Raw genomic sequence first — 26,037 nt, forward strand, 5'->3', positions numbered from 1 at the left:
ACGTTAGCCGGCGATTACTTTGATTTGATGGCGGCCGGTCCAGGCACCGCTGGCTTCCAGGCCCACAGGCTCGATCAACGCAGGCTCGATGCACACGAAGTGCTGGTATTCGTCGCCTTCCATATCCGCCAGCGCCGCCGAGTCGGCAGCGCCCGGGTTCCATACCACGGCATCCCGAAATCCCTGCTGCTCCAGCCGCAGCGCACCCATCCCCGACCTCAGCACGACCGCGTTGGCAATGCCAAAGTGGATATGGTCGTATTTGTCGGAGACCAGCATTTCGCCGTCCTGCACGCCATCGATGCCGACATTCGCCAGCCGGTCGACCATAAAGTAGGTGTGCAGCGCGCTCGCGAAGGGGAATGCTTCGGCGCCGCTGTTACGGACCTCGAGCGAGAACCGCAGTTCATCCGCTAACACTTCCACCCGCAAGGTCAGCGCGAACGCGTACGGCCACTCCGCGGCGTGGGCCGGCGCGAGGTCCGCTTCAGCAAGCCTGAATTCCGCAAAGCCGTCGCCGCTGTCGCCAAGCCGCCACGTGCTGACGCGCGCAAAGCCGTGCCGCATGCCGTTGCCGCGCGCCGCAAACTGGGGGAAGATCACCGGCACGCCGCCGCGGATCGGGCGGCTGCCGTCCAGCGACGACTTCGCGCTGCAGAAGATGCGCTCCTGCCCATCCGCCGTTATCCATGACACAAGGTGCGCGCCGTACAGCGTGACGATCGCCGCCGCGCCGCCGGGGCCTTCGATCCGCACTGCCGGCAGTGCGCCATATTCGATCATCGAAATTGCCGTCATGCGTGCGCTCCCTTTAGGTGATCCGGCTCTTTGCCATCGGCGGATTTTTCGCGAAGTAGTTCTTGATGCCCTTCATGATCGCCGACGCGATCTGGTCCTGGTAGCCGTTGTCGCGCAGCTTGGCTTCTTCTTCAGGATTCGAGATGAATGCGGTTTCGATCAGGATCGATGGAATGTCCGGCGCCTTCAGCACCGCAAAACCGGCCTGTTCGACCGAGGCCTTATGGAGGCGCGCGAAGCCGCCGATTTCGCTCAGCACCGCCTTGGCAAGCTTCATGCTGTCATTGATCTGCGCCGTCGTCGACAGGTCCAGCAGCACGCTCGCCAGCTGGCGGTCGTGGGTCTTCATGTTGATGCCGCCGATCGAGTCGGCCAGGTTTTCCTTGTTGGCCAGCCAGCGCGCGGCGCTCGACGTCGCGCCTTTTTCAGACAGCACGAACACCGACGAGCCGCGCGCGCTCGGCTTCATGAACGCGTCCGCGTGGATCGAGACGAACAGGTCGGCCTGCACCTTGCGCGCCTTTTCCACGCGGGTGCCGAGCGGGACGAAGTAGTCGCCGTCGCGCGTCAGCATCACGCGCATGTTCGGCTGTTCTTCGATTTTGAATTTGAGCCGCTTGGCGATCGCCAGCACGATGTCTTTCTCGCGCGTGCCGGCCGCGCCGATGGCGCCCGGGTCTTCGCCGCCATGTCCCGGGTCGAGTGCGACGGTGACCATGCGCACCACCTGCGGCTTCTCCACTTTGGGCTGTACCGGTTTGACGGGCGCGACGACTTCCGGCGTCACCACCGCCATCGCGGGCATTTCGGATTTCTGTTTCGCCAGTGGATCGGGCGCGGGGCCCGCCAGTTCAGGCCTGCCGGCGGGCGCGAGGTCGTCGCGCATCCATTCGCCTTTTTCGATCATCTGCGCGATCGGGTCGACCGGCGCCACCGGGTACAGGTCGAAGATCAGGCGGTGCTTGTAGGCGCCTACCGGCTCCAGCGTGAATACCTGCGGCTTGACCTGTTCCTTGAGGTCGAACACCAGCCGCACCACGTTGGGCCGGTTCTGGCCAACGCGCACCTGCCGTATGTATGGGTCTTCCGATTCGATTTTCGCGACCAGGCTTTTCAGGGTCGGGTTCAGGTCCAGCCCCTCGATGTCGACCACCAGGCGCTCCGGATCGGGGACGATGAAGTGGGTCGCCTTCAGGTTGCTGTCGTTTTCCAGCGTGACGCGGGTGTAGTCGGCGGCGGGCCATACCCGCACCGCCAGGATCTGCGCGGCCGCGGCGGGAAGCGGCGACAGCACCGACAGCAGCAGGGTGCCGCCGGCCTTGAGGATCGTACGTCGGTTGATCGGTTTGGCGGTCACGGGGAGCGGGGGAGTTCGAGGCGGTCGAGGCATAGCAGGCCCAAGGGGGACAACGCTTGCAATTCTACATCACGACCTTGCCCAGAAACACTAAGTGATACATTCAGGTCGGGCGGCGGCAACACCGGCTCGGCCTTCTCCGGCCACTCGACGATACAGATGTTTTGACCATTGAACTCTTCGCGAAATCCGGCGTCGAGGAATTCTTCCGGACTCGACATGCGGTACAGGTCGAAATGGATCACGTTGACGGTGGCGTCGCCCAGCATGATGCGGTACGGTTCCGACAGCGTGTAGGTCGGGCTGCGCACCGGGCCGACGTGGCCGGCCGCATGCAGCAGGGCGCGCGTCAGTGCGGTCTTGCCGGCGCCGAGGTCGCCATGCAGGTGGATCACCAGGCCGGGCTCGATGGCGCGCGCGAGCGCGGCGCCCAGCGCGGCAGTGGCTGATTCGTCGGGGAGATGGGTCGTCAAATGCTGCATCGAATAGAATGTGAGGTTAAGTCCTGCCTGATTCCGGCAGGCGCTATTTTAATCCTGCCGAGCATGCAACACTCAGAACCCGACCTGCAGCAACTTGCGCGCGCCATCAAAGAGTGGGGCGCGGAACTTGGATTTGCCGATGTACGTATCGCCGACGTCGACCTGTCGCACGCGGAAGCGGGCTTGCAGGCCTGGCTCGACGAGGGCCGCCATGGCGAGATGGATTATATGGCAAGCCATGGCATGAAGCGCGCACGGCCGGCTGAGCTGGTGCCCGGCACGGTGCGGGCGATCTGCGCGCGCATGGATTACCTGCCGCAAGCGACCCCTGATAACTGGCGCGAAGCCGAAACCGCGCGCCTGCGCGACCCGCACACTGCCGTCATCTCGATGTATGCACGGGGACGCGACTATCACAAGGTAATCCGCAGCCGCCTGCAGCAGCTGGCCGACCGGGTCACCGCGGCGATCGGCGACTACGGCTACCGCGTGTTTGCCGACTCGGCGCCGGTGATGGAACTGCCGCTGGCCGAAAAGGCCGGCCTCGGCTGGCGCGGCAAGCACACCCTGATGCTGAACCGCGAGGCCGGGTCGATGTACTTCCTCGGCGAGATACTGGTCGACCTGCCGCTGCCGGTCGATGCGCCCGCCAGCGCCCATTGCGGCCAGTGCCAGGCCTGCATCGACGTGTGCCCGACCGGCGCCATCCTCGCGCCCGGCCGGCTCGATGCGCGGCGCTGCATTTCCTACCTGACCATCGAACTCAAGAGCAGCATTCCGGAAGAGCTCAGGCCGCTGATCGGCAACCGCGTCTACGGCTGCGACGACTGCCAGACGGTGTGCCCGTGGAACAAGTTCGCCCAACGCGCCTCCGTGCCGGACTTCGATGAGCGCAACGGCCTCGGCAGTGCCAGCATGGTCGAGCTGTTCGCCTGGACCGAAGAGGAATTCAAGCGCCGCCTCGAAGGCAGCCCGATCCGGCGCATCGGCCATGAGCGCTGGCTGCGCAACCTCGCGGTCGGGCTGGGCAACGCCGCCGCCGCCGCGCGCGGCGACGCCGCCATCGTGGCCGCCTTGCGGGCACGCGCGGATCATCCGTCGGAAATGGTGCGCGAACATGTGGCGTGGGCGCTGGCGCGCCACGCCTGAGGTCAGATGCGCTTCAGGCGCAGGGCGGACCAGTCGCTGTCCATCGAAATCATCGCGACACCGGTGACGCCGTTTTCGCCGGCGTACGCGTTAATGCTGTCGCGGTTGATGTCGGTGGCTTTCGACGCCGTCTGCTTCAGATAGGCAATCCACAGCGAACCTTTTTCGCCGAGGCGGGCGAGCGCATCGGGCAGGAATTTCTCCAGCTGCTCACGGTTAAGTGCGAACAGCAGCACGACGTCGGCCGGGGCGTCGCCTTCCACAACGAGGGACTGCGGCAGCTGCTCGACGACCCTTGGATGGGCGGCGCCGTTAAGGATCGCCAGCGACTTGGCGTTCTTTAAATACATCTTGTCCGCAATAGTTTTTTCACTCATCTGAATAGCCATTTCTGGTTGTCATGTATCGCGGACACATGGTCCCGAGTCCGCTTCAACGATGGTATCAGCAAACCGGCAGCGCACGATTCGGGGCGTTCTCACGCTGGCTGCAGCAGGTTGGATGGGCCGCCTTTGCGTGCGCGCACCCGCTCCCATGCATGGTCGTGGTAGGGCAGCACAAGGACGTTGATGACGGGCTCGAGCAGTGCGGCCAGGCCGCCCAGTGCGAGCGAGCCGGATGCGGCATACATCACGCCGAATGCGACGCCGGTGTGCAGGGCGGTCTGGCTCAGCTTTTCCGCGAGCCGGGCGAGCATGGCATTGCTTTTGAGCCTGGCGATGCTGCCGCGCAGGCGCTTCCAGGCGCGCTCGTGCAGCGGGAGCAGGGCGACGTTGACTAGCGGTTCGAGCAGCGCCGCAACGCCACCGAGCGCCGCCGAGCCGGTCATTGCCCAGGTGACGCCAAAAGCAATGCTCATGTGCGTGACGACCTGGCTTAACGTTTTCGCTGCTGTGACCATGATGAACCTTCCTCAACCGTTGTTAAGGAAGATGATAATCGTTCGCATTTGCCTCGACCAGTTGAATCATTCTCTTGATGTGATAGCGCTGGACTATTCCTACAGGAAAAAGCAGGTGAACGCAGGCGCGTCATCGGCGCTCTTCACCGACTGATGCCCCGAATCGATCGAGGCGGCTTCGAAGCCGCGCAGCTCGTTCATGGCGGGGTCAGCACCTTCAGAGTCCGGTTGTTTTCAAGCAGACATCCGGGTAGGCCGGGTAACCCTCTACTTCAGTCAGGAAGCCGCGTTGTACATAGTCTGGAATTTTGGAGAATTCACCGACGACGCGGGCGCGAAAGTCGTCATGCTCGTTCCAGCGCGCCGTTGGCATCCCAAAGTAGTTGACCGGGGAAGCGTATACCTTCACCTCGGGCCAGTGCCGTTTCATCGTCATTAAGTAACGCCGGGTCGAGCACACCTTGCCGATGACCAGGACTGTCTTTATCGACGCCAGGTCCATGACCTCGGCGATTCTCTTGCGCCCGAGGATCACGTTTTCGCCAGTATTGGTCGCAACTGTCTCGAGTATCAGGCTGGAGGCGGGCATGCCCATCGCTATCAGCCGTTCAGCGATGACTTCCGCCTCCGACCTTTGTTCGCCAGGCGTTGTTCCGCCGGAGATCAGCAGTTTGCCGAACATTCGCGCTTGCCACAGCGAATAGGCGGTCGAACAGAATTCGTCGACGCCATGCCGGGTGCCAAACATAAATCCAATATCCGATGGCGCCGGCACGACGTCCGGCATCATGTATTCCGAGATCAGGCGCAGCGTATCTAGTGACATAGTGTGAGGTGGGAAAGACAGGGTTTGTCGGTACTACTTGAGCAAGCCCGCCAGCTCTACCGCTGTCTTGACCTGCATCTTCTCGAAGATATTTGCCCGGTGCACTTCGACAGTGCGCATGCTGATGCCGAGCTCGTCAGCGACGACTTTGTTCATTTTTCCAGCGAGAATTTTTTCCAGCACTTCGCGTTCGCGTGCCGACAGCGCCGCCAGCCGCGCCTGTACCTGCGCCGCCGCGCCCGCGTTGCGCGACGCTCCCAGCGCCTCCTGCACGCGGTCCATCAGCTGGTTGTCGTTGAACGGTTTCTCGACGAAATCGAAGGCGCCGCGCTTCAGGCTGTCGACCGCCATCGGCACGTCGCCGTGCCCGGTCAGGAAAATCACCGGCATGCGCGCCGTCAGTCCGCGCGCCCCAAGCTGGTCGAACACCGCCACGCCGTTCATGTCGGGCATGCGCACATCGAGCAGCACGCAGTCGCCTTCCGGCGCAAAGCGCGCGCCCGCGTTGTCGAGAAAGGCCTGCGCCGTCGCATAGCCGCATGCCTCGATGCCGCGCGAGCGGGCAAGCCAGGCGAGCGAGTCGCGGATCACGTCTTCGTCGTCGACGATGTGCAGCATGGAGGTCTCCGTATAGTTTAGTGTGCCACTGGCAGCATCTTAGGCCACGCCCGGCTCGGCCGGCAACGAGAACGTAAATACCGTGCCGCCGCCCGGGTTGGGGCGGTGGTTCAGCGTCCCGCCATGGAATTCGATCGCGCTGCGGCAGATTGACAGTCCCATGCCCATGCCTTCGGCCTTGGTCGAGAAGAACGGCGAGAACAGGCACGCATCGACGTCGTCGTCGATGCCGTGGCCATTGTCGATCACCGATACTTCGACCCGCCCGTTTGCAGCATGAGCTTCGATGCGCAGGATGCGCAGTTCAGGCGCGATGTCCTGCATCGCCTCGACGCCGTTGCGGGTGAGGTTCAGCAGCACCTGCTCGAGCATCATGCGGTCCGCGCGCACCGGCGGCAGCGATGCCTCTGCCTGCACCTGGATCGCCACGTAGAACCGGCGCGCCTGCAGTTCCATCAGGCCGCGCACGCCGTCGATCACGGAGGGTATCTCGATCAGCTGCCGGTCCGGATCGCGCTTCTTGACGAATTGGTGCACGCTGCGGATGATCTGCCCGGCGCGCTGCGCCTGCAGGCCGGCCTGTTCCAGCGCGGGGCGCAGCGTGTCGGCGTCGACCGGCTTGCCGCCTTCGCCGGAGAGCATGTTCAGCGCGCCCGAGGTGTAGCTGGAAATCGCCGCCAGCGGCTGGTTAAGCTCGTGCGCCAGCATCGACGAGATCTCGCCCATGGTTGCCAGGCGCGAGCTGGCCTGCAGCTTTTCCTGCTGCTGGCGATTCAGTTCTTCGGCGTGCTTGCGCTCCGAGATGTCGAGGATCGATCCCATCCAGCCGGTGTGCTGGCCGTCGGTGCCGATCAGCGGCGCTTCGAAAATCAGCACTGGAATGCGCTGCCCGTCAGAACGCTGGAACACCGTTTCGAACTGCGGCGTCACGTGCCCCGACATTACTTCTGCAAGGCGCTGCTGGTACTCGCCCATCGCTTCAGGCGCCCAGTACTGCATCGGCGGTGCACGCCCGATCAGCTCCTCTTCGGGCAGGCCAACCATGCGGCAGAACGCCGGATTCACGTAGGTGATGCGGCCTTCCAGGTCGCGCGCGCGCAGGCCTGTGATCATCGAGTTCTCCATCGCGGTGCGGAACGCCATCTGCTGGCGCAGCGCGCCTTCGGCGGCCATCCTGCGCGTCACGTCGCGCCACAGCGCCGCAAGGCTGGCCAGCAGGCCAAGCGCCAGCACGACCACCGAGCCGACCAGAAGGTTGGGCAGCAGGCGCGGGGCCGCCTTGACGCTGTTCGTGGCCAGCAGCAGTTCGGCGCCGTTCAGGTCGAGCGGGCGGTTGTGGGTGTACACGCCGCGGCCAGGACCGGCCGACTCGCGCCGCGCCACCACCTTGTCGTCGGCGTCGAGCAGCGCGACCGCGTTGTCCTGGGCGAACCACCACGGCACCGTCTCGTCGAGCAGCGCGTCGAGGTCGTAGCTGACCACCAGGCTGCCGGCGTTGAAGCCGTCGCGCATCAGGGGCAAGTGGTAATCCATCTGGGCGCCGCGCCCGCCGATACTTGCGGGCCGGCTGTAACGGCCGTTGCCGGTCTGGCGCGCCAGCAGGGCCGCCTCGCGCGAGTCTTCGGTGGTGGCGCTTGGCGTGCCAGACGATGCGCGCACCTGGCCGGCGTCGTCCAGCCAGACGATCCGTGTCAGTTCGCGCGCCACTTTGCGCATCTGGTCGATGCGCGCCTGGACCGCCGCCGGCTCGATGCTGCCGGCCGCGATTTCCACGGCCAGGTTTTCCGCGCTCTCGGCATTCCGGTCAAGTTCGAAACGGACCGCCTGTTCGACCCACAGCGTGTCGGCAATCAGCTGCTCCTGCCGCTCGTTGCTCTCCATCTGGCGCGCCTGCAACGGAAGCCACAGCAGGACGGCGAGGAACAGCAGCACCAGCGTGACCGGTAGTATCCAGCGCAGCGGACCGGCGAGCTGGATCGGGCGGGGACGGGTATGCGGTGTATTCATGCCGGATGTATGGGGGCGTCAGGTTGCGGGCTATTGTGGTTTTTCATAATAGCAGTGCAGAATGGGGGAAGGGCGGCAGACCCAGGTTAAAAATAGCGGATTTCACATCCTCGAGGAGACAAGATGCAGCTTAAAGCCATTCTGGCGGTGCTGGCCACGGTGGCCAGCTTTGGCGCCTGGGCCCAGGCGCCTATCGTCATCAAGTTCAGCCACGTCGTCGCGCCCGATACGCCGAAAGGGCAGGCCGCCGAACGCTTCCAGGCGCTGGCGGCAAAATACAGCAAGGGCCGCGTGAAGGTCGAGGTGTACCCGGAAAGCCAGCTGTACAAGGACAAGGAAGAACTCGAGGCGCTGCAGCTTGGCGCGGTGCAGATGCTGGCGCCGTCGCTGGCCAAATTCGGCCCGCTCGGCGTCAAGGAGTTCGAAGCGTTCGACCTGCCGTACCTCTTCCCGTCCAAGGCGGCGCTGTACCGGGTGACCGAGGGGCCGATCGGCAAGTCGCTGCTCAAGAAGCTCGAACCGAAAGGGATCACCGGGCTGGCTTACTGGGACAATGGCTTCAAGGTCATGTCGGCCAATAAGCCGCTGCGCGTGCCGGCCGATTTCCGCGGCCTGAAGATGCGCATCCAGTCGTCCAAGGTGCTCGATGCGCAGATGCGCGCGCTGGGCGCCTACCCGCAGGTGCTGGCGTTCTCCGAGGTGTATCAGGCTTTGAAAATCGGCGTGGCGGACGGCACCGAGAACCCGCCGTCCAACATGTTCACCCAGAAGATGCACGAGGTGCAGAAGCACGTGACGCTGTCGAACCACGGCTACCTTGGCTATGCGGTCATCGTGAACAAGAAGTTCTGGGAGGGGCTGCCGGCCGACGTGCGGCGCTCGCTGGAGCTGGCGATGCGCGAAGCGACCGTCTATGAAAAGCAGATCTCGCAGCGCGATAACGACCTGGCGATGGAAGCGATCCGGCGCGCGGGAACGACGGTCGTCTATAGCCTGACCCCGCAGGAACAAGCCGCGTGGCGCAAGGCGCTGTTGCCGGTGCATAAGCAAATGGAAAACCGGATCGGTAAAGAGCTGATCGAGGCCATCACAAAGGCGGCGAAATAGCTTCGTTTACGTCTAAAATAAAGTTTCCGAAAGTGTACAAAAAGCCACAACCTGAAAATCCAGATAGGCTATGATTGCCTCCGACGTTGCCCGTCAGTGGATTGCACGGCACACAAGGATTCGGTTTGGGGAGTAGTAGATAAAAGCACGGTAGTTCATACCGGAGATATATCGAGGAGACGCGCGTTTTACAGAATGCCGTTGGCATGACCGACAGCCGGAAACGTGACCAAATTTGAAACGCACCCTGCGGGGTGCGTTTTTTTTCGCCTGTGCCCTGGCGCTGCGGTAAACTGCGGGCATGAAACCACAGCAAGGCAGTGAAATCTTCAGCGCCATCGTTGCCGCTCCGTTTGGCGCGATCGGCATCCGCACCGACGCGGGCGTGATCCGCGAACTGGTCTACTTGCCGCCGCACTTCCACGAGAAGGACGCGACCGACGCGCTGGCCGACCAGGCCACCGCGCAGGTGCAGCGCTACCTGGCCGATCCCGATTACCAGTTCAGCCTGCCCCTGATCGCGGCCGGCAGCGTGTTCCAGCAAAAGGTATGGGGCGCCATCTCTCAGATTCCGCGCGGCACGGTGCGCACCTACGGGTACATTGCCAAGCACATCGGTTCGGCCCCGCGCGCAGTCGGCCAGGCCTGCGGCGCCAACTGGTTCCCGCTGATTATCCCTTGCCACCGCGTCACCGCGGCTGGCGGCCTGGGCGGCTTCTCCAACCACGACGACGAAAACGGCTTCCACCTGAGCGTCAAGCGCTGGCTGCTCCGCCACGAAGGCGTTACTGATTCTCCATGGCAACAGCAAGCAATCTGGCCCTGATCGACGAGTTCTGCGACAACCTCTGGCTGGAACAGGGGCTGGCGAAGAATTCGCTCGATGCTTACCGGCGCGACATGCGCCTGTTCGCGCGCTGGCTTGAAGTGAAGCGTCCGGGCAACGACTCGCTGTACACAGTCGAGCCGCACGACCTCGCCGCCTACTTCGCCGACCGCCACGCCGAGTCGAAGCCCAGTTCTGCCAACCGGCGCTTGTCCGTGCTCAAACGTTTTTACCAGCTGGCGCTGCGCAACAAGCAGGTGAGCAGCGATCCCTGCCTGCACATGGCCTCGGCGAAGCAGCCGAGCCGCTTCGTCCACACGCTCAGCGAAGCGCAAGTGGAAGCCTTGCTGGCCGCGCCCGATGTCAACACGCCGCTCGGACTGCGCGAGCGCACCATGCTGGAGCTGATGTACGCCAGCGGGCTGCGGGTGTCGGAACTGGTGGCGCTCAGGATGGTCGAACTGAGCCTGAACGACGGCGTGCTGCGTGTCACCGGCAAGGGCAGCAAGACGCGGCTGGTGCCGTTCGGGCAGGAAGCGCGCCGCTGGGTCGAGCGCTATGTCAGCGAGGCGCGCGGCGTGATCCTCGACGGCCAGGTCGACGACGCGCTGTTCGTGACCGCGCGCGGCGGGCCGATGACGCGCCAGATGTTCTGGATACTGATCAAGAAACATGCGGCCCGGGCCGGCATCACGGCGCCGCTGTCGCCGCACACCTTGCGCCACGCCTTCGCCACCCACCTGCTCAATCACGGCGCCGACCTGCGCGTGGTGCAGCTGCTGCTTGGCCACTCGGATATTTCCACAACGCAAATCTATACCCATGTCGCACGGGAACGCCTGAAACACCTTCACGCACAGCATCATCCACGTGGTTAATTCAAATGCCTTTCGCATAACTGCGTCATAATGGTAACGGGGGGCAGGTTTTCTATCCCATTAACCTGAGAGGTGACGCATGGCTAAGACCAATTTCTCGTATGAGAAACGGCAGCGAGAGTTAGAGAAGAAGAAAAAGGCCGAAGAAAAGGCCCGGAAAAAAGCAGAAGCAAAGCTCAGGGGGGAGCCTGAGGTCGCCGAGGAAGGCGACGCGCCCGAGGAAACGCAGGAAGAGCAGGGCCAGGCTTAACAGATTTACGCCGTTCCCGCCAATGGCGGCAACGGCGTTGCGGATCATGCAGCTTCAGCGAGAGCGGTTTCTTCCGCCGCGCGATCCGGCGCACCCTTGAACCAGCGCGCCGCTTTCTTGCCGAGGTTATCCAGGTAGGTGTACGCCACCGGCACCACCACCAGGGTCAACAGCGTCGACGTAATCACCCCGCCAATCACCGCACGCCCCATCGGCGCTTGCGATTCGCCGCCGTCGCCCATGCCGATCGCCATCGGCAGCATCCCGAAAATCATCGCCAGCGTGGTCATCAGGATCGGGCGCAGCCGCACCTGGCCTGCGTCGAGGATCGCGTCATGCTGGCTCTTGCCGTTGCGCTGGCCGTGGTTGGTGAAGTCGACCAGCAAAATCGCGTTCTTCGTCACCAGCCCCATCAGCATCACGATACCGATCACCGAGAAGATGTTCAGCGTGCTGCCCGTGACCAGCAGCGCAATCAGCACGCCGATCATCGACAGCGGCAGCGACGACATGATCGCGATCGGCTGCAGGAAGCTGCCGAACTGCGAGGCCAGCACCAGGTAGATGAAGATGATCGCGATGCCAAGCGCCTTGGCTGCGCCGCCCAGCGTCTCGGCCATCTGCTCGGCTTCGCCGCCGACGTCGAAGCGCACCCCTTCCGGCAGCTCGATGCCGTCCATCGCCTTCTTCACTTCGCTGTTGACGTCGCCGTTAGGGCGGCCTTCAATCGCGGCGTACACCGCCACCCGGCGCTCCAGCGCCTGGCGCTTGAGAACCTGCGGGCTGGTCGAAGGAACGAACTCCACCACCTGGCGCAGCGGCACCATGATCGGGTTGCCGTCCGCGTCCTTCTTGCTCGATGCGAGCGACAGGTCGGCCAGGTCGGAGACCTTCTGGCGGCCCGATTTCGGCAGCTGCACGTTGACGTCGTAGTTCTGGCCGTCCGGCGCGAGCCAGCGGCTGATCTGGTCGCCCGCGACGAACGGACGCAGCGCCGCACCGATCTGCTGGGTCGACAGGCCAAGGTCGCTGGCCAGCTCGTTGTTGATCTTGATGATGGTGGCCGGGTTCGCGCCTTCCTGGCTGTATTCGATATCGACCACGCCTTTAATCTTGCGCATCTTGTCCATCAGGCGCTGGGCCGCCGCATCGAGCTTGGCTTCGTCCTGGCCCAGGATCGCGATGAAGATCGGCTTCTGGCCGACCGACATCGTGATGCCGGCAATCGGCTGCAGGCGGGCGCGGATCAGCTGCTCGAGTTCCTTCTGCGAGCGCCGTTCGGTTTTCTTCACGTCGGTCAGTTTCAGGTTGACCTGGGCGGTGTTGCGGCCGTCCCAGGTGCCGACGGTGGTGATCACCTTGTCGATTTCCTTGAACTCGCCCAGTGCGGTTTCGACCTGCTGGACCTTGGCGTTGGTGTAGTCGAGGCTGGAGCCGACCGGGGTCTTGAAGCGCAGCTGGATGTAGCCGTTGTCGGTTTCCGGGAACATCTCGCCGCCGACCATCGGCATCAGGGCCAGGCTGCCGATGAACAGGGCCAGCGCCAGGGCCAGCGTCGCTTTGCGCCAGCGCAGCGCCAGCTCCAGCACGCGGCCGTACCAGACGTGCACGCGGGTGATGCCTTGTTCGACTTTCTCCATCAGGTGGCCAAGCCACGGCACATACCTGAAGCGGTTCTTGACCGGGTCGCGCCAGACCGACGACAGCATCGGGTCGAGCGTGAACGAGACGAACAGCGACACCAGCACCGCCACCGCGACGGTAATGCCGAACTGGAGGAAGAAGCGGCCGATGATGCCGTCCATGAAGGCGACCGGCACGAATACGGCGACAATCGCGAACGTCGTGGCCATCACGGCCAGGCCGATCTCGTTGGTGCCGTCGTTGGCGGCGTCGACATGGTTTTTGCCCATGTCGTGGTGGCGCACGATGTTTTCGCGCACCACGATGGCGTCGTCGATCAGCAGCCCGATGCACAGCGACAGCGCCATCAGCGTCAGGAAGTTGAGCGTGAAGCCGAAGTATTTCATCGCGATGAAACTGGCCATCACCGAGATCGGCAGGGTCAGGCCGGTGATGACGGTGCTGCGCCACGAGTGCAGGAACAGGAACACGATCAGCATCGTCAGGATCGCGCCTTCCATGATGGTGCGCTTGACGTTATCGAGCTGGCTCTGGACCCGCTGCGACTGGTCTTCGAGGATGCCCAGCTTGATATCGGCCGGCAGGGTCTTCTGCATCTTCTCGACCGCGAGCTTGATGCCGGTGCCGACTTCGACCACGTTGGCATCCTGGATCTTGGTCACTTCGAGCGTGATGGCGCGTACGCCGTTGATGCGCGAGATCGACATCTCTTCCTGCTCGCCGTCGACCACCCCGGCCACCTGTTCGAGGTAGACCGGGCCGCTGGCGCGGCGCGCCACGATGATCTTGTTGAAGCCGCGCGCATCCTTGATCTTGCCTTCGACCCGCACCAGCCGCTCGGCCGCGCCGTAGCTGATGTTACCGGCCGGCAGGTTGGTGTTGGTGGCCTGGATCGCGCGCAGCACCTCGTCGACGCCGACGTTCTGCGCCGCCAGCGCATCCGGCTTGAGGTTGACCAGCACCTGGCGGTTGGTCCGGCCGTTGACGCGTACCTGGCCGACGCCGGCCACGCCCTGCAGGCGCTTGGTGATGACCTGCTCGGTCAGGGTCGACAGGTCGCGCACGCTGCGGGTGTCCGACATCAGGCTGAGCTCGACGACCGCCTGCTCGTTGTCGCCTTCGGCACGCACGATGAACGGCTCCTTGGCCTCCTTCGGGAAGGCGGGGCGCACGCGGCCGATCTTGTCGCGCATGTCGATCATCGCCTTGTCCATGTTGGTGGACAGGTTGAACTCGATCGAGACGCCGGCGCGGCCTTCCCATGAATTGCTGCGGATGGTCTTGACGCCGCTGACGGTGTTGATGGTGTCTTCGAGCTGGCGCGTGATGTCGTTCTCGACCTGCTCGGGCGACGCGCCCGGATAGGCCACTTCGACCCACGCGAACGGCAGCGCCACGTTCGGCATCGCTTCGACGCCGAGGCTGCGGTACGAGAACAGGCCGAGCACGACCAGCGCCACCATCACCATGGTGGCGAAGACAGGATTCCTGATACTGGTTTTAGTGATCCACATGGCTTAGCCCTTCGCGCCGGCAGCGGCGACCAGCGCGGCCTTGGCGGCGGGGGCGTCGACCTTCACTTTGCTGCCCGGCTTGACGCCATCGAGCTTCGCCACCAGCACGCGGGCGCCGGCTGACAGGCCTCCTGTGACTTCGGCCATGCCGTCGTCTTCATTGCGCAGGCCCAGCGTGACAGGCTTCGACACGACCGTGCCGCTTTCAACGACGTAGACGACGTCGCGGTTGTTCTCCTTGCGCAGCGCCGCCAGCGGCAGCAGCGGCGAAGGCGCCGACTTGGTGGTGGTCAGGCTGCCCTTGGCGAACATGCCGCCGCGCAGGGCGGCGTCCGCGTTGGCCACGCTGATATACACCATCATCGAGCGCGACCCTGCCTCGGTGGTCGGGTTGATGCGCGCGACCTTGCCGATGAAGCTGCGGCCTTCGTAGCCGTCGACCTTGAAGGCGACGTCCTGGCCAACCTTGACGCGCGGGATGTCGGACGCGGGCACCTGCGCTTCCAGGGTCAGCTGGCGCAGGTCGACGATCGAGAACACCGGCATGTCGGGCGAAAGCTTCTCGCCCGGCTGCACATGGCGCTTGCTGATCACGCCGGACATCGGGGCGACGATCACGGTGTCGTTGAGCGCGTTGCGGGCGAGGTCAAGCTGGGCCTGGGCCGCCTTGACGCTGGCGCGCGCCAGCGCCACCGCGTTGGAGGTCGAATCGTAGGAGTTCTGCGAGATGAAGCTCTGCTTGAGCAGCGCCTGGCTGTTGGTGCTGTTCTTGGCCGCGAGGTCGAGGCGTGCGCTGGCTTCGTCCAGCATCGCCTGCTGCTGCGCGACGCGGGCGCGCTGGTCGGCCTGGTCGAGCCGCGCCAGCACCTGGCCCTTGGCCACGCTGGTTCCTTCCTCGATGGTGGCGCCGGTCACCACGCCCGACACCTTGGACTTGACGGTCGCCTGCGCCAGCGGCGTCAGCGAGCCTGACAGCGGCAGGTTGATGCGCAGCTCGCCCTGGGCGATGCTGGCCACGTCGCGCGGCGACAGCTCGTAGACGTCCACTTTCGGCTCGCCGTTTCCCTCGGCCTTGGCCGCAGGCGGCGCGGCGGCCGGCTTGGGCGGCTGCATCGCATACCAGCCGGCGCCGCCAATGGCGAGCGCGGCAATGGCGATCGCAGGTGCGCGCCAGCGCTTCCGGCTGACAGTTTTAATCGAGGGGGCGGCCGGAGGCAGGTTTTCGAGTTTCATGTTCGTTCTTCTTGTATGTTCGGTTGAACGGCAGCGGGTCGCGCATGTGCTCCGTCATGGAAACCAGGATGGAGCTCCACGCGCATGTTGACACTCTAGGAAAGCCGGCCCCGTCGCGCCAACGAAATGCGACAGGAAGCGGTTTCGGTCCGCTGAAATGCAAAAAGGCGGGACGAAACGCTGGCGCCCGCCGCTTTAATGGGAACTGGAAAGTGCAAGGGCGGACCCTTTGCGTGTGCGCAAGCGGATGGCGATTACCGTGGCCCAAAATGGCCTTCGACCTGCGCGTCGAGCGCGCTCACCGCTCAATAAAGGATGCACCGTGACTGTCAGCCTGAAGGCATCGTTTCAGCGGTTCGCGCTCACTGGCGAAGCGATGGTACTGCTGGAAAACAATGTCGTCGTGGATGCCAATCCGGCAGCGCTGCAGCTGTTCCATTGCAGGGTGAAGGAACAGCTGGTCGGACGCAGCTTGCCCGACGTCGCACCACCGGCGCTGGCCGGCGTTGCCGGCCATTACGAGTGGCACTGCAAGCTTCCCGACGGCAGCGGATTCTGGGGCGAAGTGCAGCTGACGCCGCTGCTGCTCGACCATGCGCAGATGGCCTACGCCACGATCCGGGATATCACCCGGCGCAAGGCTTCCGAGCGCAACCTGGCGATGGCCGCGCAAGTGTTCGAGAACTGCCGCGACGCCATCGTGGTGCTGGACCGCACTTACAAGGTCATTTCCGTCAACCAGGCGTTTTCCGACCTGTTGGGCTACGAACCCGGGGCCGTGGTGGGGCGCGAGGCGCCAAGCCTGCGTTCCGGGGTGCACGACGAGGAGTTCTACGAAGAAATATGGGAGTATGTGTCGAAGCACGGCCATTGGGAAGGTGAAATCTGGAGCCGCCGCAGCGATGGCCAGGAATTCCCCTGCTGGGTGGCGCTGACGGCGATCCGCAGCGGCGATGACGCGCTGGCGGACTATATGGCGATCCTGTCCGACATTACCGACCGCAAGCGGGTGGAGGAGCAGAACCGCCACCTTGCCGAGCATGACTTCCTGACCGACCTGCCCAACCGGGTGCTGCTGCTGGACCGGCTGCGGCAGGCGCTGGCCGCGGCGCGGCGCCAGCACACCAGGGTGGCGGTCATGTTCATTGACCTCAACCGCTTCAAGGCCATCAACGACGGCTTCGGCCACCAGGCCGGCGACCACGTGCTCAAGGAGATGGCGGCGCGGCTGATGCGCTGCGTGCGCGGCGTCGACACGGTCAGCCGCCACGGCGGCGACGAGTTCGTGGTCATCCTGGCCGACATCGGCGGCGTCGACCAGGCCGCCCACGTGGCCCAGACCGTGATGCATTCGATTGTCCAGCCGCTTACCGTGGCCGGGCACGAGCTGAACGTCAGCGTATCGATCGGCATCAGCATCTATCCGGGCGATGGCGGCGACATCGACACGCTGATGCAGCACGCCGACGTGGCCATGTACCACGCCAAGCAGGACGGACGCAACGCGTTCCGTTTCTTCAGCCCGGAAATGAACGCCCACGTGGTGCAGCGCGTGCAGATGGAGAACAACCTGCGCCAGGCGCTCGCCAACAATGAGTTCGTCATTGAATACCAGCCCGAAGTCAGCGTCCAAACGGGACTGGTGGTCGGCGCGGAAGCGCTGCTGCGCTGGCGCCACCCCGACCGCGGGCTGCTCGGCCCCGGCGAGTTCCTGCCGGTCGCCGAAGGCAGCGGGCTGATCGTGCCGATCGGCGAATGGGTGCTGCAAAAGGCCTGCGAACAGGCCAGGCGCTGGCGCGACGCGGGCCGCCCGGTATTCGTCGCGGTCAACCTGTCGAGCGCCCAGTTCTTCCACGACAACCTGGTGGCCTGTGTCGACGAGTCGCTGGCGCGCACCGGGCTCGACGCGCGCTACCTCGACCTCGAGATCACCGAAGACGTCATCATGAGCGCCGACGACGCCACGATGGACGCCGTCATCGCGCTGGGCCAGCGCGGCGTGCAGCTGACCATCGACGATTTCGGCACCGGCTGCTCCAACCTGTCATTCCTGCGCCGGGTGCCGCTGTCGAAACTGAAGATCGACGGGACCCTGGTCGGCGAGATCCTGCGCGACCCGCACGATGGCGGCATCATCCCGGCCATCATCGCGGTGGCGCGCGGGCTGAAGCTGCGCGTGATCGCCGAAGGAGTCGAGAGCGCGGAACAGCTGCGCTTTTTGCGCGAGCATGGATGCGACGACTACCAGGGCTACTACGCCGGCGCGGCCTCAACCGATCCGGACCTCACACGCCAGCATCGATAAGCCCGTGGGTCTCGTCGAACAGGCGAATCCGCGCCAGCACCTGGCCATGGTCGGAGGCTTCGGGCAAGGCCAGCACCAGGTGGTCGTTCAGGTAGTTCACTTCGAGCACTTCGCCGATCGCATTGGGCAGCGCGCCGTTGAAGTCTTCCGACAGCAGGATGTGGTCGATGGTGCTGTAGTGGCCTTCATGCATGCAGCTGAAACCGACATGGCGCATGCGGTCCTGGCTGCGCTGCAGGTCGTAGGCGTCGAACATGCGGTCGCCCAGCGGGCCGCCGATGCCCTGCACAATCCCGGTGGTGACCGAATCGGTCACATCGTTGAAGTCGCCGAGCACGATGCGCGGGCGCTTGTTGGCTTTCGCCAGGTTACTCAGCATGACGCGCAGGCCGACCGCCTCGGTGCCGCGCCGCACCAGCGAGCGCAGGCAGGCCATGGCATACACCTGGGCGTCCTCGCCGGTGTCGCCGTTGCGGTAGTCCGGCCGGCGCGACTTGAGATGGACCACGACGACATCCACGATGCAGTCCGGCGACACGGCGACCGGGACGTGGATGACCGCACGCGTGAAGCGGTCGGCGTCGCGGCTGCCGGCGGGCAGGGCGACCCCGGGCGGGAACAGCAGGTGCGGGGTGGCGGGGCCGGCCAGCGGCAGGCGCGATACCATCGCGACGCTCGGGGTCAGGCGCGGCGCGGCCGGATCGGGATCGAAGCCGATGTGGTGCGCATCGCGGTACTTGCGGGTACGCGCCAGCGCCTCGCGCAGCGCGCCTTGCGAGAAGATCTCCTGGAAGCCGATGACGTCGGCATCCAGCAGGTCGATCTGGCGCGCGGTCCAGGCGATTTTGGCCTCGTACTCCTCGGGCGTCGAGGGCAGCAGGTTGTCATACAAACGCGCACCAGGCGGGGCGAGATTGAAAACATTGAAGGTGGCAAAGCGAATCTCTTGCTGCATAATAAGACTCCTCAATGAACCTTTAGCGTAACACGCATGGCCCGCAAAGAGCATATTTCAGAAACACAGGCGACCCAGTTCCTGCGCAAGCAGCAGGTTGCGTTCACCGAGCACCCGTATGAATATGAGGAGCATGGCGGCACCGCGGTGTCGTCGCGCGAACTCGGCGTGCCCGAACATGACGTGGTCAAGACGCTGGTGATGCAGGACGAAACGGCGCGCCCGCTGATCGTGCTGATGCACGGCGACTGCAAGGTCTCGACCAAGAACCTGGCGCGCGCGATTCATTGCAAGTCGGTCGAACCGTGCAAGCCCGAGGTCGCGCAGCGCCATACCGGCTACATGGTCGGCGGCACCTCGCCGTTCGGCACCAGGAAGGCGCTGCCGGTGTATGTCGAGGAGAGCATCCTGGCGCTGGAAAAGATCTATATCAATGGCGGCAGGCGCGGCTATCTGGTCGGCATCGATCCCCGGGTGGTGGTTGCGCTGCTGGGAGCAAAACCGGTCCAGTGTGCCTTGTAAGAACGACTGTATATAATCACGCCCGGCCTTGAAGCCGGGACTATAAAACGAGAGACACCATGAATACAGTTTTGTTTGTTATCGCCGCCTACCTGATCGGCTCCATTTCGTTTGCCGTCGTGGTGAGCCGCGTCCTCGGCCTGTCCGACCCGCGCACCTATGGCTCGGGAAACCCGGGCGCCACCAACGTGCTCAGGAGCGGCAACAAGAAAGCGGCCATCGCGACCCTCATCGGCGACGCGGCCAAGGGCTGGTTCGCAGTCTGGCTGGCGCTGCGCCTGGCTGACCGCTTCGGCATCGACGACACCGGCATCGCACTGGTGGCGCTGGCCGTCTTCATCGGTCACCTGTGGCCGGTGTTCTTCCGCTTCGTCGGCGGTAAAGGTGTCGCAACCGCGCTGGGTGTGCTGGTGGGGATCAACGTTTGGCTGGGCCTGGCGACGCTGGCGACCTGGCTGATCGTGGCATATGCCTTCCGCTACTCGTCGCTGGCGGCGCTGATCGCCGCGGTGTTCGCGCCCTTCTACTACGGCTTGCTGTTTGGCGCCGATGAAATCCTGTTCGCCGTGGCCGTCATGAGCGCGTTGCTGCTGTATCGTCACAGCAAGAACATTTCGAATCTGCTGGCTGGCAAGGAAAGCCGCATCGGCAGCAAGTCTGGCGCTGCGAAGGCCTCGGCAAAGAAGAAGTAATAACGAGGTAATGCGCGCACGGTCGATTGCCCTTATGCCAGAATGGAAGTAATTCCACGAAAGGCGGTGCAGTGTGAGCAAGCAGATCAGAATCGATTTCGTGTCCGACATCTCGTGCCCATGGTGCGTGATCGGGCTCAAGTCACTCGAACAGGCGCTGGACCGCGCGAAAGATGCGGTCGGCGCCGAGATTCATTTCCAGCCCTTCGAGCTGAACCCGGCGATGGCGCCGGGCGGGCAGGACATCGGCGAGCACCTCGCTGAAAAATATGGCGCGACCGAAGAGCAGGGCGCCAAGACCCGCGAGATGATCCGTTCCCGAGCGGCCGAGCTGGGCTTCGACTTCAACATGGAAGCGCGCAGCCGCATCTATAACACCTTCGACGCACATCGCTTGCTGCATTGGGCTGATACGCAGGGGCGCGGGCACGCGCTGAAGATGGCGCTGTTCGAGGCTTACTTCACCAAGGGTGAAAATCCGGGCGACCACGGCGTGCTGGTGCGGGTGGCGGGGGAGGTGGGCCTCGACAGTGCGGAAGCGGCGAGCGTACTTGCTTCCGACACCTACAGTGCTGAAGTGCGCGAGCGCGAGCGCTACTACCAGCGTGCCGGTATCAACTCGGTGCCCGCAGTCATCATCAATGAACGCCACCTGATCTCAGGCGGGCAGCCTCCGGAAGTTTTCGAGCAGGCCTTGCGGACGATCGCAGCGCAATCGTGATCGCAGGGCGGAAAAGACCGCAGGCCTATTCCGCCCGACGTTGAAGATGGCGGTCCGGTTAGGCCCCGCGCACTTTGGCCACCTCTTTTGGTGCACCGCACAAAAGCGGTGCCACAAAAATGAGCAGATTCTCCCCTTTCCCTCCTCATCTCCCGGTGCTTGCCGCTGGCACGCCCCTTGCTCAGGTAGTGGTAACAACCACGCCACTGCCAACGAGGGAATGATGACGACCGATAGCAAAACCAACCTGATCCGCCGCGGCATCATCAAGGCGGGCGCCGCCGCTTCCTTGACCGGCCTCGCCACCGGCGGCGCCTGGGCTGCCGGCTCCGACAAGCCCGAACTGGACGAGGTCAAGGTCGGCTTCATCCCGCTGACCGATTGCGCTTCCATCGTGATGGCGTCGGTTTTTGGCTTCGACAAGAAGTACGGCATCAAGATCATTCCGAGCAAGGAGTCGTCCTGGGCCAGCGTGCGCGACAAGCTCGTCAACGGCGAGCTGGACGCGGCCCACGTGTTGTACGGCCTGATCTACGGCGTACAGACGGGCGCAGGCGGCGCCAAAAAGGACATGGCAGTGCTGATGAACCTGAACCACAACGGCCAGGCCATCACCTTGTCGAAGAAAGTCGCAGACAAGGGCGGCGTTGACGGCCCGGCGCTCGCCAAGCTGATGCAGACAGACAAGCGCGAATACACGTTCGCGCAAACCTTCCCGACCGGCACCCACGCGATGTGGCTGTATTACTGGCTGGCCACCTACGGCATCAATCCGATGAAGGATGCGCGCGCCATCACGGTGCCGCCGCCGCAAATGGTCGCCAACATGCGGGTCGGGAACATGGATGGCTTCTGCGTGGGCGAGCCATGGAACCACCGCGCCATTGTCGATGGCGTCGGCATCACCGCCGCGACCACCCAGGACATCTGGAAAGACCACCCGGAAAAGACGCTCGGCACCACGCTGGAGTGGGTCAAGAAGCATCCCAACACGGCGCGCGCGCTGGTTGCCGCGATCCTCGACGCCAGCAGATGGATCGACGCCTCGCTGTCGAACAAGACAAAGATGGCGTCGACCATCGCCGACAAGTCGTACGTCAACACCTCGGTCGACGTGATCAACCAGCGCATCCTCGGGCGCTACCAGAACGGCCTCGGCAAAACCTGGGACGACCCGAACCACATGAAGTTCTTCAACGACGGCAGCGTGAACTTCCCCTACCTGTCGGACGGAATGTGGTTCATGACCCAGCACAAGCGCTGGGGCCTGCTCAAGGCCGAGCCGGATTACCTGGCCGTCGCCAGCAGCGTCAACCAGGTCGGCATCTACAAGGAAGCCGCGTCGATGGCCAAGGTGAGCGTGCCGAAATCGCCGTTGCGCACCGTCAAGATGATCGACGGCACCGTCTGGGACGGCAAGAATCCGGCAGCCTATGCCAGCTCTTTCAAGATCAAAGCCTGACGCAAGGAGAGAACCATGAGTGCAGTCCTGGAACCGGTTATGCGACCCGTACCCGCCGCGGCCCCCGTCAAACCTTTGCGCAGCGAGCGCCTGGTCCGCCAGGGCTACAAGATCGCCGGCGGCAAGTCGCGGTCGGCTGGCGTGCTGTCGGCGCTTGTGCCGCCTGCGGTCGGCCTGGCCATGCTGGTGATGATGTGGCAGATACTCGCCTCCAACAATACGGCCTTTCCGACACCTGCCGCCACGCTGGATGAAGCGGTCAAGTTATTCTCAGACCCGTTCTACCGGAATGGTCCGAACGACCAGGGGATCGGCTGGAACATCCTTGCCTCGCTGAAGCGTGTCGCACTGGGCTTCGGCCTGGCCGCGGCGGTCGGCATTCCGCTTGGCTTCATGATCGGCCGCTTCAGGTTCATGGGCGGCATGTTCAATCCCATCATCAGCCTGCTCAAGCCGGTGTCGCCGCTGGCGTGGCTGCCAATCGGCCTGCTGGTATTCAAGTCCGCCGATCCGGCCGCGATCTGGTCGATCTTCATCTGCTCGATCTGGCCGATGATCGTCAACACCGCCGTCGGCGTGCAGCGCGTGCCGCAGGACTACATGAACGTGGCGCGGGTGCTCAACCTGTCGGAGTGGAAGATCTTCACCAAAATCCTGCTGCCATCGGTGCTGCCTTACATGCTGACCGGCGTGCGCCTGGCGATCGGCACCGCATGGCTGGTCATCGTCGCCGCTGAAATGCTGACTGGCGGCGTCGGCATCGGCTTCTGGGTGTGGGACGAATGGAACAACCTGAACGTACCGCACATCATTATCGCGATCGTCGTCATCGGCGTGGTCGGGCTGGTGCTGGAACAAATCCTGGTCGCGATCGCAAGGTCGTTCACCTATGAAGAAACGGGGAGCTGAGATGGTCGCCAAAAAATTCATCGAAGTGCTGGGCGCGGAAATGGTCTTCGATACGCGCAAGGGTCGCTTCCATGCGCTGCGCAACATTAACCTGACCGTGGCGCAGGGCGAGTTCGTCACGTTGATCGGCCACTCGGGCTGCGGCAAATCGACTTTGCTCAATTTGCTGGCCGGATTGACCAGGGCCACCGCCGGCGCGCTGATCTGCGCCGGCCGCGAGATCGACGGTCCGTCGCCGGAACGCGGCGTGGTGTTCCAGAACCATTCGCTGCTACCGTGGCTGAGCTGCTTCGACAACGTCTACCTCGCGGTCGAACGGGTGTTCGGCGCGCGCGAAGACCGCGACCAGTTACGCGAACGCACCGCCAACGCGCTGGCGATGGTCGGCCTGACCGCTGCCGCCGGAAAACGGCCGTACGAAATCTCGGGCGGCATGAAGCAGCGCGTCGGCATCGCGCGGGCGTTGTCGATGGAGCCGAAGGTATTGCTGATGGACGAACCGTTCGGCGCCCTGGACGCGCTGACCCGCGCCCACCTGCAGGACGAACTGCTGCGCATCGTGGCCCAGACCGGTTCGACGGTGGTGATGGTGACGCACGACGTGGACGAGGCGGTGCTGCTGTCGGACCGCATCGTCATGATGACAAATGGGCCCGCGGCGACGATCGGCGAGATCGCCGAGGTGCGCTTGCCGCGTCCGCGCGACCGGGTGGCGCTGGCGCACGACCCGCTCTACATGGAGTACCGCAAGCAGGTGCTGGAATTCCTGTACCACCGGCAGGCCGTGCCCGCAAAAGCGGCCGCCTAGTCAAGTGATGTCGATGACGATCGGCTGGTGGTCCGACGCCGCGGTTTCGGACTGCACCGTCACGTCGTTCAGGCGCGGGACCAGGTCCTCGGTCACGAAGAAGTAGTCGTAGCATGCCGGCCGCTCGGGCCACTTGAAGCCATGCAGGCCGGCGGTCGGCGCGCGCGCACTGTCCGGATGCGTCTGGCTCCACGCATCGACCAGGGGCAGCGCGATGCTGTCGTCGGTCGCCAGCATCGCGGCGTGCTCGGGCGAATCCGGCGTGAAGTTGAAGTCGCCGCAATAGATCGCGCTGCCCGGGCGGAATCCCAGCTGGAAGGGCGCGTCGAGGCCGGGGGTGGGCTGGTACAGGCGGGCGCGCTCGCACGCTTCCCAATGCAGGTCCTTGATGTGTTTTACCTGCGCCATGCGCTGGATCTGCGAATAATATTCGAGGTGGGTGGTCAGCATGCGCAGCTTGCCGCCGGGCGCTTCCACCACGGCTTCGATCAGGCCGCGCGGCATGCCGGGGTTGGCCGGGTCAGGCGGCCACGGCAGCGAGTGGCGGTGGACTTGCGTGATGCGGTACTTCGACAGCAGCAGGTTGCCGAACTGGCGCGGCATGTTGTTCTGGTAGATTTCGCTGGTTGGTTCCAGTACAGGCTGGTAACCGCCGAATGCGCCCGCAAGCTGGCGGAACTGGTTGGCGCTTGCATTGCCTTCCAGTTCAGGATGATTCGCCGCTACTTCTTGCAGGCAGATGATATCGGGATTTAACTTGCGCAGGACATCGATGATCGCATGGATGCGGATCCGGCTGTCCTTGCCGCAGCCCCAGTGAATATTCCAACTAACAACACGCATACGGCACCTCCGGAAAAATACGACCGGGGGAGTTTGCCATTTTTTAACGAAATGCGTGACACCTTATGAGTACGACAATCTTTTGTTTCTATGCAGCCTCGATTTCGTCCAGCGGCCAGCGCGGGCGCACGTTGAACGAGTAGTCGCGCTGGGCCGCGTCCGGGTTGATCTGCAGGCGCATCGCGCCGGCGAAGGCGATCATCGCGCCGTTGTCGGTGCAGAATTCCAGCTCAGGGTAGTAAACGCGGAACTTCTTTTTCTCGGCCGCCGCATTGAGCGACGCGCGCAGCTGCGAGTTGGCGCCGACCCCGCCGGCGATCACCAGCCGATTCAGGCCGGAATGGCGCATCGCGCTCACGCACTTCGCGGTCAGCACGTCGACGATGGCATCGACGAAGCCGCGCGCGATGTCGGCCTTGTCCTGGTCGCAAATGTTCGCGATCACTTTTTCTTCGTGGTTCTTCACGACTGTCAGCACCGCGGTCTTCAGGCCCGAGAAGCTGAAGTTAAAATCCTTCGAATGCAGCATCGGGCGCGGCAGCTTGTAGGCGTCCGGGTTGCCGAACTCGGCGAGGCGCGAGATGGCGGGGCCGCCGGGATAGCCGAGGCCGAGCAGCTTGGCCGATTTGTCGAAGGCCTCGCCGGCCGCGTCGTCGAGGGTTTCGCCGAGCAGCGTGTAGCGGCCGACGCCATCGACCCGCATCAGCTGGGTGTGGCCGCCCGACACCAGCAGCGCGATGAACGGGAACTGCGGCGGATCGCTGGCCAGCAGCGGCGACAGCAGGTGGCCTTCGAGGTGGTGGACGCCCAGCACCGGCTTGTCGAGCGCAAGGCCGAGGCTGCACGCGACGGAGGAACCGACCAGCAGCGCGCCGGCCAGGCCCGGGCCCTGGGTGTAGGCGATGGCGTCGATGCTGGAGGCGTCGATGCCGGCGCTGGACAGGGTCTGTTCGAGCAGCGGGATGGCGCGGCGGATGTGGTCGCGGGACGCCAGTTCGGGCACGACGCCGCCGTACTCCTCATGCATCGCAACCTGCGAGTGGAGTGCGTGCGACAGCAGGCCGCGTTGCGTGTCGTACAACGCAAGGCCGGTTTCATCGCAGGAGGATTCGACGCCGAGAACGATCATGGGAGTAAGAAAAGAGGTGAGGGCGATATTGTAACGGACGCCATGCCGTCGTTCCCGCGCACGCGGGAATCCCTGCTTAGCCCGCTATAAAACTCAGCATG

Annotated in this window: 25 protein-coding genes; 12 read left to right on the forward strand and 13 right to left on the reverse strand. The window is 64.0% G+C overall.

Features of this window, described 5'->3' with window-relative positions; genetic code table 11:
- Positions 1–3: 3 nt before the first annotated feature.
- Genes HHL21_RS08445 through tsaE form a run of 3 tightly spaced genes read right to left on the reverse strand, consistent with a single transcriptional unit; the run spans position 4 to position 2,637 of the window.
- On the reverse strand, positions 4–798 hold the full coding sequence (locus HHL21_RS08445) for a D-hexose-6-phosphate mutarotase (RefSeq protein WP_169464815.1): 795 nt from the start codon (positions 796–798) through the stop codon (positions 4–6).
- Between the two features lie 13 nt (positions 799–811).
- Positions 812–2,188: an N-acetylmuramoyl-L-alanine amidase gene (locus HHL21_RS08450; protein ID WP_169464816.1), complete on the reverse strand. Its 1,377-nt coding sequence runs from the start codon at positions 2,186–2,188 to the stop codon at positions 812–814.
- A complete protein-coding gene (tsaE, locus tag HHL21_RS08455) occupies positions 2,152–2,637 on the reverse strand; it encodes a tRNA (adenosine(37)-N6)-threonylcarbamoyltransferase complex ATPase subunit type 1 TsaE (RefSeq protein WP_169464817.1) in 486 nt (161 codons plus the stop codon). The genes HHL21_RS08450 and tsaE overlap by 37 nt, the downstream gene beginning before the upstream one ends.
- 63 nt (positions 2,638–2,700) lie before the next feature.
- Between tsaE and queG the strand changes: the two genes are divergently transcribed.
- Positions 2,701–3,786: a tRNA epoxyqueuosine(34) reductase QueG gene (gene queG / locus HHL21_RS08460; protein ID WP_169464818.1), complete on the forward strand. Its 1,086-nt coding sequence runs from the start codon at positions 2,701–2,703 to the stop codon at positions 3,784–3,786.
- Between the two features lie 2 nt (positions 3,787–3,788).
- Here the strand turns inward: queG and HHL21_RS08465 are convergent, their stop codons facing one another.
- The 5 genes from HHL21_RS08465 to HHL21_RS08485 form a co-directional block, all read right to left on the reverse strand.
- Positions 3,789–4,163, reverse strand: a complete 375-nt coding sequence (locus HHL21_RS08465; RefSeq protein ID WP_169464819.1) for a DUF3052 family protein — start codon at positions 4,161–4,163, stop codon at positions 3,789–3,791.
- 101 nt (positions 4,164–4,264) lie between these two features.
- Positions 4,265–4,687 carry a DUF2061 domain-containing protein gene (locus tag HHL21_RS08470; RefSeq protein WP_169464820.1) on the reverse strand — a complete coding sequence of 141 codons (423 nt, stop codon included), beginning with the start codon at positions 4,685–4,687 and terminating at the stop codon, positions 4,265–4,267.
- Between the two features lie 217 nt (positions 4,688–4,904).
- The gene (locus tag HHL21_RS08475; RefSeq protein WP_229496229.1) at positions 4,905–5,477 is read right to left on the reverse strand and encodes a YdcF family protein; all 573 of its coding nucleotides are present in this window, start codon (positions 5,475–5,477) and stop codon (positions 4,905–4,907) included.
- A gap of 69 nt (positions 5,478–5,546) precedes the next feature.
- Positions 5,547–6,131: a response regulator transcription factor gene (locus tag HHL21_RS08480; protein WP_169464822.1), complete on the reverse strand. Its 585-nt coding sequence runs from the start codon at positions 6,129–6,131 to the stop codon at positions 5,547–5,549.
- Between the two features lie 39 nt (positions 6,132–6,170).
- Entirely contained in the window at positions 6,171–8,138 is a 1,968-nt protein-coding gene (locus HHL21_RS08485) for a two-component system sensor histidine kinase NtrB (protein ID WP_169464823.1), read from the reverse strand.
- Positions 8,139–8,261: 123 nt separating this feature from the next.
- Here HHL21_RS08485 and HHL21_RS08490 point away from each other — a divergent pair, with 123 nt between their 5' ends.
- From HHL21_RS08490 to HHL21_RS08505, 4 genes are all read left to right on the forward strand, one after another.
- The gene (locus HHL21_RS08490) at positions 8,262–9,245 is read left to right on the forward strand and encodes a TRAP transporter substrate-binding protein (protein WP_169464824.1); all 984 of its coding nucleotides are present in this window, start codon (positions 8,262–8,264) and stop codon (positions 9,243–9,245) included.
- A gap of 301 nt (positions 9,246–9,546) precedes the next feature.
- Positions 9,547–10,071, forward strand: coding sequence for a methylated-DNA--[protein]-cysteine S-methyltransferase (locus HHL21_RS08495; protein WP_169464825.1), 525 nt, complete (start codon positions 9,547–9,549; stop codon positions 10,069–10,071).
- Positions 10,044–10,949, forward strand: coding sequence for a site-specific tyrosine recombinase XerD (gene xerD, locus HHL21_RS08500; protein WP_169464826.1), 906 nt, complete (start codon positions 10,044–10,046; stop codon positions 10,947–10,949). Before HHL21_RS08495 ends, xerD begins: the two co-directional genes overlap by 28 nt.
- A 79-nt stretch (positions 10,950–11,028) precedes the next feature.
- On the forward strand, positions 11,029–11,199 hold the full coding sequence (locus HHL21_RS08505) for a hypothetical protein (RefSeq protein WP_169464827.1): 171 nt from the start codon (positions 11,029–11,031) through the stop codon (positions 11,197–11,199).
- A gap of 44 nt (positions 11,200–11,243) precedes the next feature.
- Here the strand turns inward: HHL21_RS08505 and HHL21_RS08510 are convergent, their stop codons facing one another.
- Together HHL21_RS08510 and HHL21_RS08515 are read right to left on the reverse strand one after the other, a co-directional pair.
- Positions 11,244–14,357, reverse strand: a complete 3,114-nt coding sequence (locus tag HHL21_RS08510; RefSeq protein ID WP_169464828.1) for an efflux RND transporter permease subunit — start codon at positions 14,355–14,357, stop codon at positions 11,244–11,246.
- A 3-nt stretch (positions 14,358–14,360) separates the two neighbouring features.
- Complete coding sequence (locus HHL21_RS08515) at positions 14,361–15,590, reverse strand: efflux RND transporter periplasmic adaptor subunit (RefSeq protein ID WP_169464829.1); 1,230 nt, start codon at positions 15,588–15,590, stop codon at positions 14,361–14,363.
- A 322-nt stretch (positions 15,591–15,912) separates the two neighbouring features.
- On the opposite strand from HHL21_RS08515, the gene HHL21_RS08520 reads away from it, so the two are divergent.
- Complete coding sequence (locus HHL21_RS08520; protein ID WP_169464830.1) at positions 15,913–17,895, forward strand: putative bifunctional diguanylate cyclase/phosphodiesterase; 1,983 nt, start codon at positions 15,913–15,915, stop codon at positions 17,893–17,895.
- Here the strand turns inward: HHL21_RS08520 and HHL21_RS08525 are convergent.
- Positions 17,876–18,850 carry an endonuclease/exonuclease/phosphatase family protein gene (locus HHL21_RS08525; RefSeq protein WP_169464831.1) on the reverse strand — a complete coding sequence of 325 codons (975 nt, stop codon included), beginning with the start codon at positions 18,848–18,850 and terminating at the stop codon, positions 17,876–17,878. The two genes, HHL21_RS08520 and HHL21_RS08525, sit on opposite strands and share 20 nt — an antisense overlap.
- 36 nt (positions 18,851–18,886) lie before the next feature.
- On the opposite strand from HHL21_RS08525, the gene ybaK reads away from it, so the two are divergent.
- The 6 genes from ybaK (at position 18,887) to HHL21_RS08555 (ending at position 23,964) form a co-directional block, all read left to right on the forward strand.
- Positions 18,887–19,372 (forward strand): Cys-tRNA(Pro) deacylase, encoded by a 486-nt coding sequence (gene ybaK / locus HHL21_RS08530; RefSeq protein WP_169464832.1) that lies wholly within the window; start codon positions 18,887–18,889, stop codon positions 19,370–19,372.
- 59 nt (positions 19,373–19,431) lie between these two features.
- Positions 19,432–20,064 (forward strand): glycerol-3-phosphate 1-O-acyltransferase PlsY, encoded by a 633-nt coding sequence (gene plsY, locus HHL21_RS08535; protein ID WP_169464833.1) that lies wholly within the window; start codon positions 19,432–19,434, stop codon positions 20,062–20,064.
- Between the two features lie 73 nt (positions 20,065–20,137).
- The gene (locus HHL21_RS08540; protein ID WP_169464834.1) at positions 20,138–20,785 is read left to right on the forward strand and encodes a DsbA family oxidoreductase; all 648 of its coding nucleotides are present in this window, start codon (positions 20,138–20,140) and stop codon (positions 20,783–20,785) included.
- A 223-nt stretch (positions 20,786–21,008) separates the two neighbouring features.
- Positions 21,009–22,247 carry a CmpA/NrtA family ABC transporter substrate-binding protein gene (locus HHL21_RS08545; protein WP_169465153.1) on the forward strand — a complete coding sequence of 413 codons (1,239 nt, stop codon included), beginning with the start codon at positions 21,009–21,011 and terminating at the stop codon, positions 22,245–22,247.
- Between the two features lie 180 nt (positions 22,248–22,427).
- Complete coding sequence (ntrB, locus tag HHL21_RS08550) at positions 22,428–23,156, forward strand: nitrate ABC transporter permease (RefSeq protein ID WP_370659694.1); 729 nt, start codon at positions 22,428–22,430, stop codon at positions 23,154–23,156.
- 1 nt (position 23,157) lies between these two features.
- On the forward strand, positions 23,158–23,964 hold the full coding sequence (locus HHL21_RS08555; RefSeq protein ID WP_169464836.1) for an ABC transporter ATP-binding protein: 807 nt from the start codon (positions 23,158–23,160) through the stop codon (positions 23,962–23,964).
- Here HHL21_RS08555 and HHL21_RS08560 read toward each other — a convergent pair whose 3' ends face one another.
- Together HHL21_RS08560 and tsaD are read right to left on the reverse strand one after the other, a co-directional pair.
- A complete protein-coding gene (locus HHL21_RS08560; RefSeq protein WP_169464837.1) occupies positions 23,965–24,807 on the reverse strand; it encodes an endonuclease/exonuclease/phosphatase family protein in 843 nt (280 codons plus the stop codon).
- An 88-nt stretch (positions 24,808–24,895) separates the two neighbouring features.
- On the reverse strand, positions 24,896–25,936 hold the full coding sequence (gene tsaD / locus HHL21_RS08565) for a tRNA (adenosine(37)-N6)-threonylcarbamoyltransferase complex transferase subunit TsaD (protein WP_169464838.1): 1,041 nt from the start codon (positions 25,934–25,936) through the stop codon (positions 24,896–24,898).
- Positions 25,937–26,037: the final 101 nt, after the last annotated feature.

This window comes from Massilia polaris (assembly GCF_012927275.1).
GTDB lineage: Bacteria > Pseudomonadota > Gammaproteobacteria > Burkholderiales > Burkholderiaceae_D > Telluria_A > Telluria_A polaris.